This window comes from Brevibacillus sp. FW306-2-1A-C05A, assembly GCF_058781555.1.
The window spans coordinates 231,137-246,660 of the sequence record NZ_JBYSWV010000001.1 but is presented as its reverse complement, the minus strand read 5'-3'; the positions used below and the strand labels follow the sequence as shown (position 1 = coordinate 246,660).

Below are 15,524 nucleotides of genomic sequence, written 5' to 3'. Positions count from 1 at the left end.
GTCCTTTTTTGTACAGAGAAGAATGGATAAGATTCTTAGTAAGTATAGGGGCAACCAAGTTGCTCGCCTTCACTTTTCTTCATTCTTTTTTCGTTGATCCAGAAATAGACTGTAGTTTATAATTACTGAGGTAATGATTTTGGGAACAGCTTCGGCGTGCGTTGCTGTTGCTGGCCGCCTGTTCCGGAAAGAAGGAATTGACTTGCCGTTTCTTCGCTTTAAAGGCTTTGAAAAAGAAAAGCTGCAATTGGTATCGCCCCTTATTATAGAAGAGTTTGCCCGCATCGCGGAAGTGAGCCAGGAAAAAGTCAAGCTGGAGCTGCTTCTGGTCGAGCAGTTGACGAACAGTCCGTTGTCGCTTGAAATCATGATGTTTCCCCGGGAGCAAAAGCAGCACGACCAGATCGCCAGCACGATGAACCGGATTTTGCAAAAGCAAGGTTTCCAGAACGTCCATATTTTCTTTATCCTGCTGTCGCCCGAGCTGTATTATAAGGAAGGGCTTCCTTTGCAAGTCAAAGTCTCAGGCTGAAGCGAGCAGGTGAAAAGACCGCCATCCCACTGTCGAGGATGGCGGTCTTTTTTGTGCATAAGCTGCTTATCCAGTACAAGGGGCAATTAAGGCTGGGGCCGAGCCATTGGCGCAGCCAACTTTCCTAGGTGTGGCAGGGAAGCTGTCTAATAATAGAGGCTTTCCGTTTGCAAGCATTTGGCGCAGGTGCGGGCGAGGGGGGTCTCGACGAACTCATGCGCGCACGTTTTTTGCAAATGGGCCAGTTGGCGCTTCAGACGTTCAAGGTCAACCTCCAGGCGCGCGATCTCTTTTCGCAATTGCAACACATCATTCAATCGTCTGCCACCTCCGGGCGCTTATTTGTACAGTTGACTTCCTTGCTCGCGAAATTCGCGGGCTTTTTCTTGCAGGCCCGCTGCGATGGCGGCAGGCTCGATCCGCTCCTGCTCCTGGGCCTGGTGGCGGATGTCGTGCGAGATTTTCATGCTGCAAAATTTCGGGCCGCACATCGAGCAAAAATGCGCGGACTTCGCTGCTTCGGCAGGCAGCGTCTCATCGTGGTATTCGCGGGCGCGCTCGGGGTCGAGCGACAGGTTGAACTGGTCGTTCCAGCGAAACTCGAAGCGGGCTTTGGACAAAGCGTCGTCGCGCTGTTTTGCTCGCGGGTGGCCTTTGGCCAAATCCGCTGCATGAGCGGCGATTTTATAGGCGATGAGACCGTTGCGCACGTCTTCCTTGTTCGGCAGGCCGAGATGCTCCTTGGGCGTGACGTAGCAGAGCATCGCGGTGCCAAACCAGCCGATCATCGCGGCACCGATCGCCGAGGTGATGTGGTCGTAGCCGGGCGCGATGTCTGTCGTCAACGGCCCGAGCGTATAAAAAGGCGCCTCGTGGCAAATCGCTAGTTGTTTGTCCATGTTTTCGCGAATGAGGTGCATCGGGACGTGGCCGGGTCCTTCAATCATCACCTGCACGTCGTGCTTCCAGGCGATTTTCGTCAGCTCGCCGAGTGTCTCTAGTTCGGCAAACTGGGCCTCGTCATTCGCATCTGCAATCGAGCCGGGGCGCAAGCCGTCTCCAAGCGACACGCTGATGTCATACGCCTTGAGAATCTCGCAAATCTCTTCGAAATGCGTGTACAAAAAGTTTTCCTCGTGATGGGCGAGACACCACGCAGCCAGAATGGAGCCGCCGCGCGAGACGATTCCGGTCACGCGCTTCGCGGTCAGCGGAATGTAGCGGAGCAGGACGCCGGCGTGAATGGTGAAATAATCGACGCCTTGCTCTGCCTGTTCAATCAGCGTGTCCCGGTAGACTTCCCAGGTCAAATCCTCCGCTTTGCCGTTCACTTTTTCAAGCGCCTGGTAAATCGGTACGGTTCCGACAGGCACCGGGCTGTTGCGGATGATCCACTCGCGCGTCGTGTGGATGTGCTTTCCGGTCGACAAGTCCATGATCGTGTCCGCGCCCCAGCGCACCGACCAGATCATTTTTTCGACTTCTTCTTCCATTGAGGAGCTGACGGCAGAAGTGCCGATGTTGGCGTTGACCTTGACGTGAAAATTCCGGCCGATAATCATCGGCTCCGCTTCCGGATGATTGATATTGGCGGGAATGATCGCGCGGCCTGCCGCCACCTCAGCCCGGACGAACTCCGGCGTGACGCCTTCGCGGATGGCGATGTACTCCATCTCCGGCGTGATGATGTGACGGCGGGCGTAGTGAAGCTGGGTGACCGTCTTGCCTGGCTTCGCCCGTCTCGGCTGATAGCCTTCGCGCGGGAAAGCGGGCATCTTCCCTGCGCTGTCGGCGTTGCGGATTCCGTCGTCCACAGGCTTTGGCTCGCGGCCGGCATAGCTCTCCGTATCGTCGCGCTCCTCGATCCAGCGCTGGCGCACGAGCGGCAGCCCTTTGTTGATGTCGGCGACATAACCTTCGGCCGTGTATTCGCCGCTTGTGTCGTACACGCGCAACGGCGGGTTTGGCGTGGTGCCGTACAGCCCCTCGGTAGGCGATAGCGCAATTTCGCGCATCGGCACGCGAATGTCGGGGCGGCTGCCTACCTCGTATACTTTGCGGCTTCCGGGAAAAGATGAAATGGATGACATAAAAAAACCTCCTTGGCTTGGTTGCACGAAAGCGCGAACCTTGTAGGGAGGCGAAAGAGGCCCGTCGCGAAAAAACGCCGCATGGGAACATGCGACGCCAGACGCGAGAGTAGAGAAGAGACGGGTATCCGAAAAAAAGATACGCGTCGCTAATCTGTCATATGGACATTCCTCCGCTGGCATTACCCAGTTCAGGTTCAACGGTCGATGGCACAGTACCATCCTCTCAGCCTGGTGATTTCCAAGCTCCCGTGCTTGTTTTTGGTTGTCGTTGCAAGATTAGGATACCGGAGAACAGCCGTGCTTGGCAAGAAAAAGTTTCCAACAAAAATTGCCACAGGGCAACACATTTTCCCCCCCTCTATACTCATGAATCGGACTAAAACTGTTTCTGTAGACCCACACGAATTGCGTCTGGTACGATGAAATTCGAAAAAACGAGAAACTGCTTTTATACGTTCTGTTCTAAGGCTTTGGGCGAATAGGGCGATTGAGATTTTTTGAGGTGATGGAGTGTGGATGTATATTCGGATCTGAAGCAAGGAGAGCGGGGCGCGTGGGTCAGCATTATCGCCTATATTTTCTGCTCGGCGTTAAAAATAGGGGTTGCGGTGCTGACAGGCTCGGCAGCGTTAATGGCGGACGGGCTGAACAACTCGACGGACGTGGTGGCGTCGATTGCCGTGCTGATCGGGCTGCGCATTGCCCGCAAGCCGCCGGATCGCGACCATCCGTACGGCCATTTTCGCGCGGAGACGATCTCTGCCCTGGTCGCGTCGTTCATCATGCTGTTTGTCGGGCTGGAGGTCATTACCGGAGCGATTCCGACGCTGTTTGATACAAACCACACTGCTCCCGACTTGTTGGCAGGCTGGACGGCGCTGGCGACTGCGGTCATCATGCTCGGGGTCTATCGGTACAATCACCAACTCGCCGTGAAAACGAACAGCCAGGCGTTGCTCGCGGCCGCTGCCGACAACCGCTCGGATGCCTTCGTCAGCATCGGGACGTTTGTCGGAGTGGCGGGCGCGCAGTTCCAACTGCATTGGCTCGACCCGCTGGCAGCGCTCGTGGTCGGGGTGATTATTCTGAAGACGGCGTGGGATATTTTCCGGGAGGCGACGCATCGCTTAACAGATGGCTTCGATGAGGGGCAACTGGAGGAGCTGAAGGAGACGATCTTCTCCATTTCCGGGGTGAAAGCGATCAAGGACATCAAGGCGCGTTATCACGGCAGCAGCGTGCTCGTTGACGTCGTGATCCACGTCGATCCGCAGTTGAACGTAGTAGAAAGCCACACCATCACCGAAAATATCGAAGAACGGATGAAACGTGTGCACAAAATCAATACGGTTCACATTCATATCGAACCGGAACAACAGCTCGCAAAAAGATAAGCAAAAAACCTGTCCGCAAATGGGGCAGGTTTTTTTGCGCAGACGTTATCCGGTAAGGCTAAGGCGTCGCCAATGGCTGCGCGCAAGCCAAGTGTTCTGCTTATGGCTTCGCACCGCACCACCAACTGTTCCAACGCCGCTTTACACAGGAGTGGCTTTTTTGCGGCGAAGCGTTTTCGTTGTCGAGGTCGGACCGGGACTCGATTTCCCCACCGCTTCTTTGGCAGGGGAGGCTGTCTTGTCCGCTTTCTCCGCAGAAGCGGCCCGTTTGCGCCCTGCTTTCGGCTTCGCGGCTGCCGGGGCAGGCTCCGGCGCAAGCTTCACGGGACTGCCCGTAGTGCCTGCTGTCGAGGCCAGGCTTTCCTTCAAAGCTTGCATCAGGTCGATCACATTCGTGCGCGCAACCGTCGGAGCGGTGGCGATCTCCTGGCCCTCCAGCTTTTTCTCGATCATTTTTTGCAACTCGACGCGGTATTCGTCGGTGTACTTGGCGGGATCGAACGGAACGGTCATGTTGCCGATCAGCTCTGTCGCCATTTTCAGTTCGTTTTCCGCGAGCGGGACAGTAGCCTCCGGCAAGGCGGGCACTTGACTGACCGGGCGCACCTCGTCCGGGTAAAAAATCGTTTCCAGCATGATGCAATGCTCGTACAGCCGAATGACGGCGAGACTTTGCCGATTGCGCATCGTCACCTGGGCGACGGCGATCTTTCCGGTCTGCTCCATGGCGGCGCGCAGCAGCGCATACGCCTTTTCTCCCGTATCTTGCGGAGACAGGAAGTAGCTTTTGTCAAAGTAAACCGGGTCGATCTCCGACAAGTCCACGAAGTCGAGAATTTCAATGGCGCGGCGCGTCTCGGGCGTGATCGCCTCCAGGTCTTCGTCGTTAATCATGACAAAATGGCCTTTTTCGTACTCGTACCCGCGGACGATTTCGCTCGGTTCCACTTCCCGCTGGCAATGCGGGCACATTTTGGCGTATTTGATCGGGGTGTTGCATTCCTTGTGCAGTTGGCGAAAGCGAATGTCCCGTTCCTCTGTTGCCGTAAACATGCGGACGGGTATATTGACCAGGCCGAAGCTGATTGAGCCTTTCCAGACGGTGTGCATATGATTCCTCCAGTACGGACTGTTTTTGCGTGGCTGCGACTGTTTTTGTTTATTGTTTGTAGCCGACAAGCGGATGCCGCAAGGGAAATGCAGGCGGGGAAACATTGTCATCGTCGCCAGCCGGCATGGAAATAGCGAAGAACTGTAAACGTAGACAAAAAAACTGCACCTCCAACTGTTAGGTGTATCTAACAATCGGGTGCAGTTCAGATGTAGCGACTGGCTTTTTTAGCTTGTGTTCGCGTTATTGGCCGTGCTTGATAATGTCGGACTGGTCCGCGCGCGACTGCATTTCCCGCGCTTGCTCGACGCCTGTTCCGGTACGGTCGGCAATGGACTGGGCCTTGGACGCTTTCAGCTTTTGCGCGGACGGTTGTTTTTCTGCCATGTCGATTCCCCCTTTTGGAATAGGTGAAAGTAGTATGCTCCCCCAGCGGGCAAAAAAATACCCCCTCGCCAAAAGACGATGGGGCAGCGGTTCAACTCCTCCCGCGCGGGGAGCGTCGGCACGGAATGCTCCTATCAGACACGCCGTGCGCCAAAGTGAACTGCCTTTCAATTATGGGAGAGGAGAAACCGGAGGAAGAGCTTATGGGGAAACGTAAGTCTTCTCCGCGGTTGTCAGCGACACCGTTGCGTCGCTATCCATCATGTTTTCCAATCTTTGTGCATTCTATACGCGCAATCCGCCATAAATTTTCCAGTTGCCAATTTTACGGGGGTAGGCAGTTGTGATAGTATGATATCAGCTTTTATCCCTTATAACTTCTTTGAACAGGTGAAATCATTATGCGCGTCATCGCGGGAGAACACAGAGGTAGAAAACTGGCCGCCGTCCCAGGTAGCGGGACGCGGCCGACGACCGACAAGGTTAAGGAATCGATTTTTAACATGATCGGCCCGTATTTTGACGGGGGCTGGGCATTGGATTTGTACGCCGGAACAGGTAGCCTGGGCATCGAGGCGCTGAGCCGGGGAGCGGACAAGGCTGTCTTTGTTGAGCGGGATGCAAAAGCGTTCGCCGTCGTCAAGCAAAATGTCAGCGCCTGCCGACTGGACGAGTACGCCGAGCTTTACCGCATGGATGCGGAGCGGGCGATCCGGCAGTTGGCCAAGCGCGCCCAGCCGTTCGAGCTCGTTTTTCTCGACCCTCCGTACGCGAAGCAACGAATCGTGGAAGAGATCGAGCAACTGCAAGCGCTCGGCCTGCTCGCAGAAGGCGCCTGGATCGTGGCGGAGCACGACAGCAAAGACGCTTTTCCCGATGCGATCGGCGATTGCGTCAAGGATCGGCAAGCGACCTACGGCGATACGGCTGTCACCTTGTATTATTACGATCCGCAAAAGGAAGCGTAAGCACCAGCACACGAAAAGGAGGAAACAAAATGGCGATCGCCGTTTGCTCGGGAAGCTTTGACCCTGTGACCTACGGACATCTCGATATTATCAGTCGGGGGGCCAAGGTGTTTGACAAAGTAATCGTAGCCGTTTTGATTAATTCCAAAAAAAATTCCCTGTTCAGCGTGGACGAGCGCGTCGAGATGCTTCGCCAGGTGACAGCGGACATGGACAATGTGGAGATCGACTCGTTTGACGGTCTGTTGATCGACTACATGAACAGGCGCGGAGCCAAAGTCATCATTCGCGGTCTGCGCGCCGTCTCCGACTTTGAATACGAGATGCAGGTTGCCTCGATCAACAAGAAGCTCGACGACCAGATCGAGACGTTTTTCATGATGACCAGCAACCAGTACTCGTATTTAAGCTCCAGCATCGTGAAGGAAGTGGCGAGATACAAGGCGAGTGTTGCCGATCTCGTGCCGCCAGCCGTCGAAGAGGCGCTCAAGCGAAAAATGGCCCAGTTGTAAACGGGAAAGAAGCCGTTTATCTCGTCTTGCCGCTTTGAACATAGCGGGCCAGCAAGCTGATCGCAAACAGCAGGACAGCTACGCCGACTGCGAGCGTGCCGGAAAAAGCGATCGTCTCCCACCAACTCGTAACGGGGATTCCCGCTGTGGTCGGCATGAAGACGGGAACGCTTTTTTCCAGAAACCACGTACTGACCTTGACCAGCGGCTGCCAGAAGACAAACGTCAAAATCGCCGCCAACACGGCGTGCAGGGCACGGGCGATGAAATAAGGCGCTACGCGAATATCGGTTTCGCTGAGAATGCTCGCCACTTGCGCATGGACGCTCAGGCCGCCCCAGGAAAGCACGGCGCTGGCGATGGCCGCCTTCCAGACCATGGAGACGCCGTCAGGTACGACGCTGGCTGCTTGCGCGCCCAGCGTGACCTCGAACAGCCCGGCGACGATCGCCTGGGAAAAGGCAGGCGGAAAGCCGAAGGGGCCGAGAAAGATGGCGAGCAGCGTGCTAATCATCTGCGTCAGGTGAATGGCGGCAAACAGTTGGATCAAGACGGAAAAGACGATGATAAAGCCGCCGATCATGAACAGCGTGTTCAGCGCGGACTGCACGGCATCGCCCATCAGCTTGCCGAACGGCCGCCCGTCGCGGATTCGCGCGCGGTGCATCGCTTGCAGCGCCCGAAGCGGCAGCGGCAGGCTCGTTTTTTCCAATGGCTTCGAGACGGCGGCAAACGGAGCGTGGAAGCGGGAAACAAGCCCCATGATGATTGCCGACAAATAGTGGGTCAAGGCCAGGACGATCCCCATTTGTTCGCTGTGAAAAAAGCCGATGGCGACCGCTCCCATGACAAACAGCGGATCGCCCGTCGTCGTAAACGATACGAGCCGCTCTCCTTCGGCTTTCGACACGCTGCCCTGCTGGCGCAAGCGGGTCGTCAGCTTGGCGGCCACCGGATACCCCGAGGAAAAGCCCATGGCGAGCACGAAGCCGCCTGTGCCGGGGACGTTGAACAAAGGGCGCATCAACGGTTCGAGCAGCACGCCGACAAAGTGGACCACGCCCAGTCCCATCAATACTTCGGAGAGGACGATAAACGGGAGGGTAGAGGGAAAGACGACTTCCCACCAGATTTTGAGTCCGCGGACGGCAGCTTCAAACGAAATTTGCGAATAAATCACCAAAGTCAGGACGAGCGCGACAGTCGAGAGGGCAAGCAACAGGGTGAAAATCGGTGAGTGGCGTGACATGGAATCCTCCTGTGTCGACGAAAAGATCATAGTACATGTCTACGTGGCAGCGGGATGATCTATGCGTGAGCTTGTATCTTTCCAGTGTGAAAGGAACGGGGAGTGGCCACATAGGCTGTTACAGGAGGTGTTTGCATGACGGCGAAGCGAAAGCCAATCGTGGGAGTGGCGCTAGGCTCAGGCGGAGCCCGCGGTTTTGCGCACATTGGCGTCTTGAAAGCATTGGAAGCGCACGGTGTCGAGATCGACATGCTCGCGGGAAGCAGCATGGGAAGTTTGATCGCGGCGGTGTATGCGAACGGGATCGAGCCGCACATGATGGGAAAACTGGCGCAAAACCTCAAGCGCAAGCACTGGCTTGACTTGACTGTACCGAGCATGGGTTTTGTGGCGGGAGAAAAAATCAAGCAACTGATTAAACTGCTCACCCACGGCAAGCGGATGGAGGAGCTGCAAAAGCCACTGGCGATCGTGGCGACAGATATCGAATCGGGCGAGCGGGTCGTTTTTCGCGAAGGGCCGATCGATCAGGCGGTCAGGGCGAGCATTTCCATTCCGGGCATTTTCGTTCCGGAAAAGGTAGGCGGGCGGCTTCTCGTCGACGGAGGAGTCATCGACCGCGTGCCGGTGACGGTGTTAAAAGACATGGGAGCAGACATCGTCATTGCCGTCGACGTCGCGCAGGTCGATACGCCGATGAAAGTGAGCAGCATTTTTGATGTCATCGCGCAGACGATCGATGTCATGGAACGAGAAATTTTGCGCCATCGGATCATCGCGGCAGACATCGTAATCCGCCCGGATGTTGGACACTATAGCAGTATCGCCTACTCTGGCGTGGAGGAAATTATCGAGCTGGGCGAACGCGAGGGTGCAGCACAGGCAGAGCGCATCCAGCAACTGATTGCGAACTGGGAGGAAAGCGGATGAGCGAGGAACAGCTTTATGGACAAAGACGCAGATCAAGAGCGGGCAGAGGCTTTAGCTGGGTTCTTGCCTTGATCGTTGCACTGGTAGGACTTTCTTTTTTTATCCCGACAAATTACTACGTGACCCGGCCAGGTTCGGCGATTGAGCTGGGGCCGATGATTGATGTGGAGGGCGGCAAAAAGGACGAGACAGGCGCGTTCATGCTCACCACCGTGCGGATGGGCGAGGCCAATCTGGCCTGGTACGTCTACGCCAACCTGTCTCCCGATGCGGAATTGATGCCAAAGGAGCTGGTCGTAAGCAAAGGCGAGGACAACGAAGACTTCGTCCGCCGCGAGCAGGCGGTGATGGACAATTCGCAAAAGATCGCCGAGGCCGTAGCTTTCCGCCTGGCAGGCTACGAGGTGAAGGTCGAGAAGGAAGGCGTCTGGGTGATGGGGACGCTGGAAGGCCTGCCTGCCAAAAAAGTGCTGAAGATCGGCGACATCATCACGGCTGTCGACGGCGTTCGCACCGCCGAAGCCAAAGACCTGCTGCAAGCTCTCGCAAGCAAAAAGGCCGGCGATCAGGTGGAAATTACATACACGAGAGATGGACAAGAAGCCAAAACGGTGGTAACCTTGGTACCACTGCCGGAGTCAAAGTCCGTCGGGATCGGAGTGCGTCCTGACAACAAGCAGCAGATCGTCATACCGAAAAAAGTGACCATCGCGTCGCAGGGCATTGGCGGCCCGTCTGCCGGACTGATGATGGCGCTGGAAATTTTGGATCAGCTCGATACGGCGAAAGATTTGACAAAAGGCTATAAAATTGCCGGTACAGGCACCATTTCATTGGATGGGACAGTAGGCCGAATCGGCGGGATCAATCACAAGGTCATCGCAGCCGACAAGGCGGGGGCGGAGATTTTCTTCGCGCCTCAGGATACGCCTGATGCAACCTCCAATTATCAGGAAGCCCTGGCTACCGCCAAACGGATCGGAACCTCCATGCAGATCGTTCCTGTCAAAAATGTTGTGGATGCCATTGCGTATCTGGATGGACGAAAACCGAAATCTTCCTGAGCAAACAAGCTGTCAAGGAAAAATGGTTGACAAAGCTTTTTGCACGGGCTATAATCATCCTTGTTGTGCATGAGGTGAAGTGCTATGAACATTAAGTTAGCAGAGTTGGAACACCGAAAAGGAGAGCCATTGCCGTTTCAGTTGACGCTCGACGCAGCGGAGCTGAAAAATCGCCATCAGGAAATTCGCGGGATTACGCCTGTGAACGCAGAGGGCGAGGCTGTACAGCTCGGCAATCTCTACTATGTAAAAGGCAGCATGAAGGCGGATGTCGATTTTGTGTGCGCCCGGTGCCTGAATCCTTTTACCCATCACGCAGCAGTCGACTTCTCCGAAACCTTTGCACTAGCGGATGATCCGGTGCTGGGCGAGGACGAAGACAGCGATATCCTGCCGCTGGAGGGCGACGAAATCGAGCTGACCGCTCTGTTGCAAGAGGACTTTTTGCTTGCGATGCCGACCTTCCCGTTGTGCGAGGAAGACTGCAAAGGATTGTGCCCGACTTGCGGAGTGAACCGCAACGAAGTGGCATGTAGCTGCAAGAATGAGCGGATCGACCCGCGCTTGGCCGGGTTGGCGGACTTTTTCAAGGACAGCAAGTAGTATTCTACCGTTTTCAAGGTGAGGCGCCGGTCTTCGGATGCAGCGTCTCATTTTTGAAGGATGGCATAAGCATTTTGCCTATACTATCCACCCAATAGAGCATCTTAGCATTTGTCAGTTGAAGGAGGTGTAAGGAAGATGGCAGTACCTCAACGGAGAACTTCCAAAACCCGTAAAAGAATGCGTCGTACGCACTTCAAATTAGAGATTCCAGGCATGATCAAATGCGATAATTGCAGCGAATACAAGCTTGCGCATCGTGTTTGCCCAAGCTGCGGTCACTACAAAGGTGTGAAAGTGGCAAAGTAAGCTTTGCTGCGTAAAAAGTGAGGTGAGCAATCACCTTGCTTTTTTTGTGCGCTCATTTCGCTTATCATTACTTATTAATACTTACAGATATTGCTTAAAATGTGCAAATGACTTACAATGAAGGAGAAAGGCGAGGATGGAGTGAAATCGTGATGTACCAAGAGGAACGTTTGGCCGCGATCTTGCAGTATTTGCAAGAGCACCAGCGCATCAGCGTGCAGGAGGTCGTGGAAAAGTTCTCCGTCTCCCGCGACACAGCGAGGCGTGACATCGTCAAGCTGGAGGAGCAGGGCCAGATTTTGCGCACGCGCGGCGGAGCGATTTTGCCCAGCTTGAGCAAAAAAAGCTATTCGCATCAGGAGCGGATGCAGCTCGACCTGTCGGGCAAGCGCCGGATTGCGCAGGCAGCAGCCCGCCTGATAAAAGACGGCGATTATTTGCTGCTCGACGCGTCGACGACCGTGCAACTGACGGTAGAATCGCTGCAGACGAAAGACCATGTCATCATCACGAACTCGCTCGCGACAGCCTCCAGTGTGGCGCGCAAGGATGGCGTGCTTGTGAAGCTGCTCGGCGGGGACGTCAACCCGGAGGATCAGTGCGTGCACGGCACCCGTACCATTGAAAACTTGGCGGATTACCATGTAGACAAGGTGCTGGTTGGCGCATGTGGACTCACGACGAGCGGCCTCGTCTCGACGAATGAAGATCACGGCTATCTCATTCGGGAAATGATTCAGCGGGCCGATCAGGTCATCATTCTCGCCGACCATACCAAGTTCGGGAAGAGCATGCTGTACCGCGTAGCCAGCCTGGAGCGAATCGACATGATCGTGACAGACCGCCAGCCTGGGCGGGAGATGGCAGAGGCGCTGGAAAAAAACGAAGTGGAAGTCATAGTCGCAAACGAGTAGGCGACGATTTTTCAAAGAGCGGATAGATTTCACCTGGCTGGCGTGAAGGGAAGCCCCGCGTGACAGCAGGTGGATTTATCAGGGAAGGTTCTTCTTGCGGGAAGAATCTTCTCTTTTTTGCTTGCAAGGACAAAGACGGCCTGCTATCCTAAAAATCCTGACTTTTCCACGAGGAGGAATTTATGGTCTACTGGCGGCTGATTCGCAAAAGCTATCGTCGCAATCTTCAGTATCGTCTCTCTCATCTGGTCAACAATGTGGCGAGCGCGGTTTTCGGGCTTGTTTTTATTGCCATCTGGATGGGGGTTTTGCGTGGCAAGCAAGTACACGGTCCGTACGATGCCACGACCATGGCCCATTACATCGCAATTTGCCAAAGTGTGCTCTGGGTCACGGCGTTTTTGTCTCCAGGCCTCCATGTCCAACTGGGCGTTCGCAGCGGGGCGGTAAGCCTGGACATGATTAAGCCCGTCCACTATTTGTGGTACACCTTGAGCCAGGAGTTTGGCAGGCTGCTCTACAACGCCTGTTATCGCAGTCTACCAATCGGCATTTTGCTCGGGCTTGCAGTCGGCTTCTACGTTCCTTCCCACCCGCTTACTTATCTCCTGTTTCCGCTCTCGCTGTTGCTCGCGGTGTACATCGCCATGCTCCTGTTTTATCTGGTCGGGATTTCTTCCTTTTGGACGACAGAGGTGCGCTGGTTGCACCTTATTTTGATGTCGCTGCTGTTCGGCTTTGGCGGACAGATGATTCCTGTCGATCTGTTGCCTGGCATCCTTGGGGAAGTCGCTCCGTTCTTGCCTTTTGCCGCGATGATTTACTATCCGGTCATGACCTGGCTGGAACTGGCTCCGGCGCACGGGATAGCCGTTCAAGTTTTTTGGGCGGTAGCGCTGACGGCGATCGCGCTGTTGGCGACCGGGCGAGCGAGAAGAAAACTGGAGATTCAAGGAGGGTAGAGAGGTGCTTGGACTTTATCGAAAACTAATCGCAGCCAGCATTCGCGCGCAAATGCAGTACAAAATGAATTTCATCACCAGCGCGGCTACGACCGGGATGATTATGGTGCTTGATTTCGTCGTTCTTTCCGCCATTTTGCACCGCTTTGACAACGTGGCGGGCTGGAACATTTATGAGGTCGGCATGCTGTACGGCATCTCGTCGACATCCGTATCGTTGTATCGGCTGTTTGCGCCAGAATTGCACGAATTTGAAAAGTACGTGGTGCACGGCGAGTTCGACCAGATGCTGATTCGTCCCGTCTCCCCGCTGATGCTTCTGCTCACGCGCAATCTGGACCTTTCGCGCATTGGCGGGGTGGTGCAGGGAGTGGCGGTGCTGGTTGTCGCGCTCGCCGGGCTTGCGGCAGAGGGCAGACCGATTGGGTGGCTCGCCCTGTTTTCGCCTGTGGCGATCATGTCGGGCGGCGTCATTTATTTTTCCATGGCCTTGGCCTCGGCGGCGCTGTCTTTTTGGACGCACCAAATGAAAGACATGCTGACTTTCACCATTTACGCTCCGGCCAACGCCTCCAACTATCCGATCTCGCTCTATCCGGGCTGGCTGAAGTGGCTGTTTTTCTCGGCGCTCCCGATCGCCTACATGAACTACTTGCCAATGCTGACCTTGCTTGGAAAAGGGGGCGGCTGGTACTACCCGCTTGCAGCGCCTGTCGCGGCGACAGTGGCGCTGCTATTGGCGAGAGCCTTCTGGAATACGGGGATTCGGCACTATCACAGTACGGGAAGCTAAGGAGGTTGTAACATGATTGAAACAGCACATATCAGCAAATCGTTTTTTCTGACTCCGCCCAAAGAAGGTCCGTTCGCTTCGCTGCGTTCCCTGTTTTCCCGCGAGCAGCGCGAAGTCAAGGCGGTGGACGACATTTCCTTTTCAATCGAGGCGGGGGAGTTCGTCGGCTACATCGGTCCGAACGGCGCGGGGAAATCGACCACGATCAAGATGCTCTCCGGCATTTTGCATCCGAGTCAGGGGGAAATTCGCATTGACGGCTACAGTCCGCAAAAAGACAGAATCCAGGTCGCTTCGCGCATCGGCGTCGTGTTCGGACAGCGTACACAGTTGTGGTGGGACTTGCCTGTCAAAGACTCGTTTGAAATTTTACAGGCGATGTACAAGATCGACGACCGGGCCTATCGGCGCGCGATGGCGATGTACCAGGAGCTTTTGGACTTGCACGAGTTTTTGGACACGCCTGTGCGCAAGTTGTCTTTGGGACAGCGAATGAGAGCGGACCTCGCTGCGGCCCTTTTGCACGATCCGCCCGTTTTGTTCCTGGATGAGCCGACAATCGGCCTGGACGTGGTTGCGAAGACGCGGATTCGCGCGTTTTTGAAAGAAGTCAACGAGACGCAAAAAAAGACGATTTTGCTCACGACGCACGACATGGACGATATTGAACAGTTGTGCAAGCGGATTATCGTCATCAATCACGGGAAAAAGATGATGGATACGAGCCTGGACGACATGCGCCGCCAAATTGGCCTGCCCAGCTTGATTCAGGTCGAATATCGCCAGCCCCCGCACCTGGAGGCGGAACTGCCGGGGATTGAGCGGATGGAGCTTGCAGGCAATGTGTTGTCCATTCATTTTGACAAAGGCAAAATTTCTTCGCCGCGCATTCTCGCCGCAGTCGCGAACTGGGGCGAGCCGCTGGACATCCAAATGAAGGAACCCGGGATCGAGGAAATCATTCGGCTGATGTACCGCGAGTGAGAGCCACATTTTCAAGAACTTTACTTGTAATTGCCGACGTTCTCCCTTATACTGTTTTGGTACCTGGTATTAAAAACAGCTCGCAATCATACATATCCGAATGAGAATCTTGCTAGGGGGGTGTTTCGCATCGCCCGCTTGCCAAAAAAAGACCGCCAGACGCGCTTGGTGCAGTCGCTGGCGGATAATCCATTTGCGACGGACGAAGATCTGGCTGAGTTATTTCATGTCAGCATTCAAACAATACGTTTAGACCGATTGGAGCTTGGGATTCCCGAGCTGCGCGAGCGGATCAAATCGGTTGCCGAAAAGAGTCTCGATCCCGTAAAATCGCTGGGGATCGACGAGGTGATCGGTGAGATCATCGACTTGCAGCTCGATTCCCAAGCCATTTCCGTACTGGAAATAAAAGAAGAGCATGTTTTTTCGAAGACGCAGATTGCCAGGGGGCACTATATTTTTGCCCAGGCCAACTCGTTGGCAGTAGCAGTCATTAATGCAGATGTGGCGTTGACCGCAACCGCCCGAATCCGCTTCGTGCGGCCTGTGCGCATCGGCGAAAAGCTGGTGGCAAAAGCGCTGGTGCGCAGCCGGAACGGCGACGAATGCAAAGTGCGCGTTGAGACCAAGGTTCAGGGAGAATTGGTCTTTACCGCGACGTTTCGGGTTGTAGAAATGTCAGGGACACAAAATCGGCATGGATGAGAGGTAAGGAGGAG

The 15,524-nt window shown here is 55.1% G+C and carries 18 protein-coding genes and 1 riboswitch; of the genes, 13 read left to right on the top strand and 5 right to left on the bottom strand.

Going from position 1 to position 15,524, the window contains the following annotated elements; genetic code table 11:
- Window positions 1-202 precede the first annotated feature (202 nt).
- The gene (locus AC3WJN_RS01295) at window positions 203-532 is read left to right on the top strand and encodes a DUF1904 family protein (RefSeq protein WP_035316740.1); all 330 of its coding nucleotides are present in this window, start codon (window positions 203-205) and stop codon (window positions 530-532) included.
- Between the two features lie 146 nt (window positions 533-678).
- Here AC3WJN_RS01295 and AC3WJN_RS01290 read toward each other — a convergent pair whose 3' ends face one another.
- Together AC3WJN_RS01290 and thiC are read right to left on the bottom strand one after the other, a co-directional pair.
- Complete coding sequence (locus AC3WJN_RS01290; RefSeq protein ID WP_005834381.1) at window positions 679-849, bottom strand: hypothetical protein; 171 nt, start codon at window positions 847-849, stop codon at window positions 679-681.
- A 21-nt stretch (window positions 850-870) separates the two neighbouring features.
- A complete protein-coding gene (gene thiC, locus AC3WJN_RS01285) occupies window positions 871-2,622 on the bottom strand; it encodes a phosphomethylpyrimidine synthase ThiC (protein WP_005834379.1) in 1,752 nt (583 codons plus the stop codon).
- A 151-nt stretch (window positions 2,623-2,773) separates the two neighbouring features.
- Window positions 2,774-2,884, bottom strand: a riboswitch (TPP riboswitch).
- A 253-nt stretch (window positions 2,885-3,137) separates the two neighbouring features.
- Here thiC and AC3WJN_RS01280 point away from each other — a divergent pair.
- The gene (locus tag AC3WJN_RS01280; RefSeq protein ID WP_007777702.1) at window positions 3,138-4,019 is read left to right on the top strand and encodes a cation diffusion facilitator family transporter; all 882 of its coding nucleotides are present in this window, start codon (window positions 3,138-3,140) and stop codon (window positions 4,017-4,019) included.
- Between the two features lie 141 nt (window positions 4,020-4,160).
- On the opposite strand, the gene ku is transcribed toward AC3WJN_RS01280, so the two are convergent.
- A complete protein-coding gene (gene ku / locus AC3WJN_RS01275; RefSeq protein WP_007777704.1) occupies window positions 4,161-5,129 on the bottom strand; it encodes a non-homologous end joining protein Ku in 969 nt (322 codons plus the stop codon).
- Window positions 5,130-5,373: 244 nt separating this feature from the next.
- Window positions 5,374-5,517 (bottom strand): hypothetical protein, encoded by a 144-nt coding sequence (locus tag AC3WJN_RS01270; protein WP_005834373.1) that lies wholly within the window; start codon window positions 5,515-5,517, stop codon window positions 5,374-5,376.
- Between the two features lie 401 nt (window positions 5,518-5,918).
- Between AC3WJN_RS01270 and rsmD the strand changes: the two genes are divergently transcribed.
- The gene (gene rsmD, locus AC3WJN_RS01265) at window positions 5,919-6,485 is read left to right on the top strand and encodes a 16S rRNA (guanine(966)-N(2))-methyltransferase RsmD (RefSeq protein WP_005834371.1); all 567 of its coding nucleotides are present in this window, start codon (window positions 5,919-5,921) and stop codon (window positions 6,483-6,485) included.
- Window positions 6,486-6,514: 29 nt separating this feature from the next.
- Window positions 6,515-6,997, top strand: coding sequence for a pantetheine-phosphate adenylyltransferase (gene coaD, locus AC3WJN_RS01260; protein WP_005834369.1), 483 nt, complete (start codon window positions 6,515-6,517; stop codon window positions 6,995-6,997).
- Window positions 6,998-7,013: 16 nt separating this feature from the next.
- Here coaD and ylbJ read toward each other — a convergent pair whose 3' ends face one another.
- On the bottom strand, window positions 7,014-8,246 hold the full coding sequence (gene ylbJ / locus AC3WJN_RS01255; protein WP_007777707.1) for a sporulation integral membrane protein YlbJ: 1,233 nt from the start codon (window positions 8,244-8,246) through the stop codon (window positions 7,014-7,016).
- Window positions 8,247-8,381: 135 nt separating this feature from the next.
- On the opposite strand from ylbJ, the gene AC3WJN_RS01250 reads away from it, so the two are divergent.
- The 9 genes from AC3WJN_RS01250 (at window position 8,382) to fapR (ending at window position 15,510) form a co-directional block, all read left to right on the top strand.
- Window positions 8,382-9,176, top strand: a complete 795-nt coding sequence (locus AC3WJN_RS01250) for a patatin-like phospholipase family protein (RefSeq protein WP_005834363.1) — start codon at window positions 8,382-8,384, stop codon at window positions 9,174-9,176.
- Window positions 9,173-10,240 (top strand): SepM family pheromone-processing serine protease, encoded by a 1,068-nt coding sequence (locus AC3WJN_RS01245; protein ID WP_007777709.1) that lies wholly within the window; start codon window positions 9,173-9,175, stop codon window positions 10,238-10,240. The genes AC3WJN_RS01250 and AC3WJN_RS01245 overlap by 4 nt, the downstream gene beginning before the upstream one ends.
- A gap of 84 nt (window positions 10,241-10,324) precedes the next feature.
- Window positions 10,325-10,843 (top strand): YceD family protein, encoded by a 519-nt coding sequence (locus tag AC3WJN_RS01240; RefSeq protein ID WP_005834359.1) that lies wholly within the window; start codon window positions 10,325-10,327, stop codon window positions 10,841-10,843.
- Between the two features lie 138 nt (window positions 10,844-10,981).
- The gene (gene rpmF / locus AC3WJN_RS01235; RefSeq protein WP_005834357.1) at window positions 10,982-11,152 is read left to right on the top strand and encodes a 50S ribosomal protein L32; all 171 of its coding nucleotides are present in this window, start codon (window positions 10,982-10,984) and stop codon (window positions 11,150-11,152) included.
- Window positions 11,153-11,304: 152 nt separating this feature from the next.
- Window positions 11,305-12,066: a DeoR/GlpR family DNA-binding transcription regulator gene (locus tag AC3WJN_RS01230; protein WP_007777711.1), complete on the top strand. Its 762-nt coding sequence runs from the start codon at window positions 11,305-11,307 to the stop codon at window positions 12,064-12,066.
- Between the two features lie 182 nt (window positions 12,067-12,248).
- Window positions 12,249-13,028, top strand: a complete 780-nt coding sequence (locus AC3WJN_RS01225; RefSeq protein WP_005834352.1) for an ABC transporter permease — start codon at window positions 12,249-12,251, stop codon at window positions 13,026-13,028.
- Window positions 13,029-13,032: 4 nt separating this feature from the next.
- Complete coding sequence (locus AC3WJN_RS01220) at window positions 13,033-13,821, top strand: ABC transporter permease (RefSeq protein ID WP_005834350.1); 789 nt, start codon at window positions 13,033-13,035, stop codon at window positions 13,819-13,821.
- A 12-nt stretch (window positions 13,822-13,833) separates the two neighbouring features.
- Complete coding sequence (locus AC3WJN_RS01215) at window positions 13,834-14,805, top strand: ABC transporter ATP-binding protein (protein WP_005834347.1); 972 nt, start codon at window positions 13,834-13,836, stop codon at window positions 14,803-14,805.
- A 120-nt stretch (window positions 14,806-14,925) separates the two neighbouring features.
- Window positions 14,926-15,510: a transcription factor FapR gene (fapR, locus tag AC3WJN_RS01210; protein WP_005834346.1), complete on the top strand. Its 585-nt coding sequence runs from the start codon at window positions 14,926-14,928 to the stop codon at window positions 15,508-15,510.
- The last annotated feature ends 14 nt before the right edge of the window (window positions 15,511-15,524 follow it).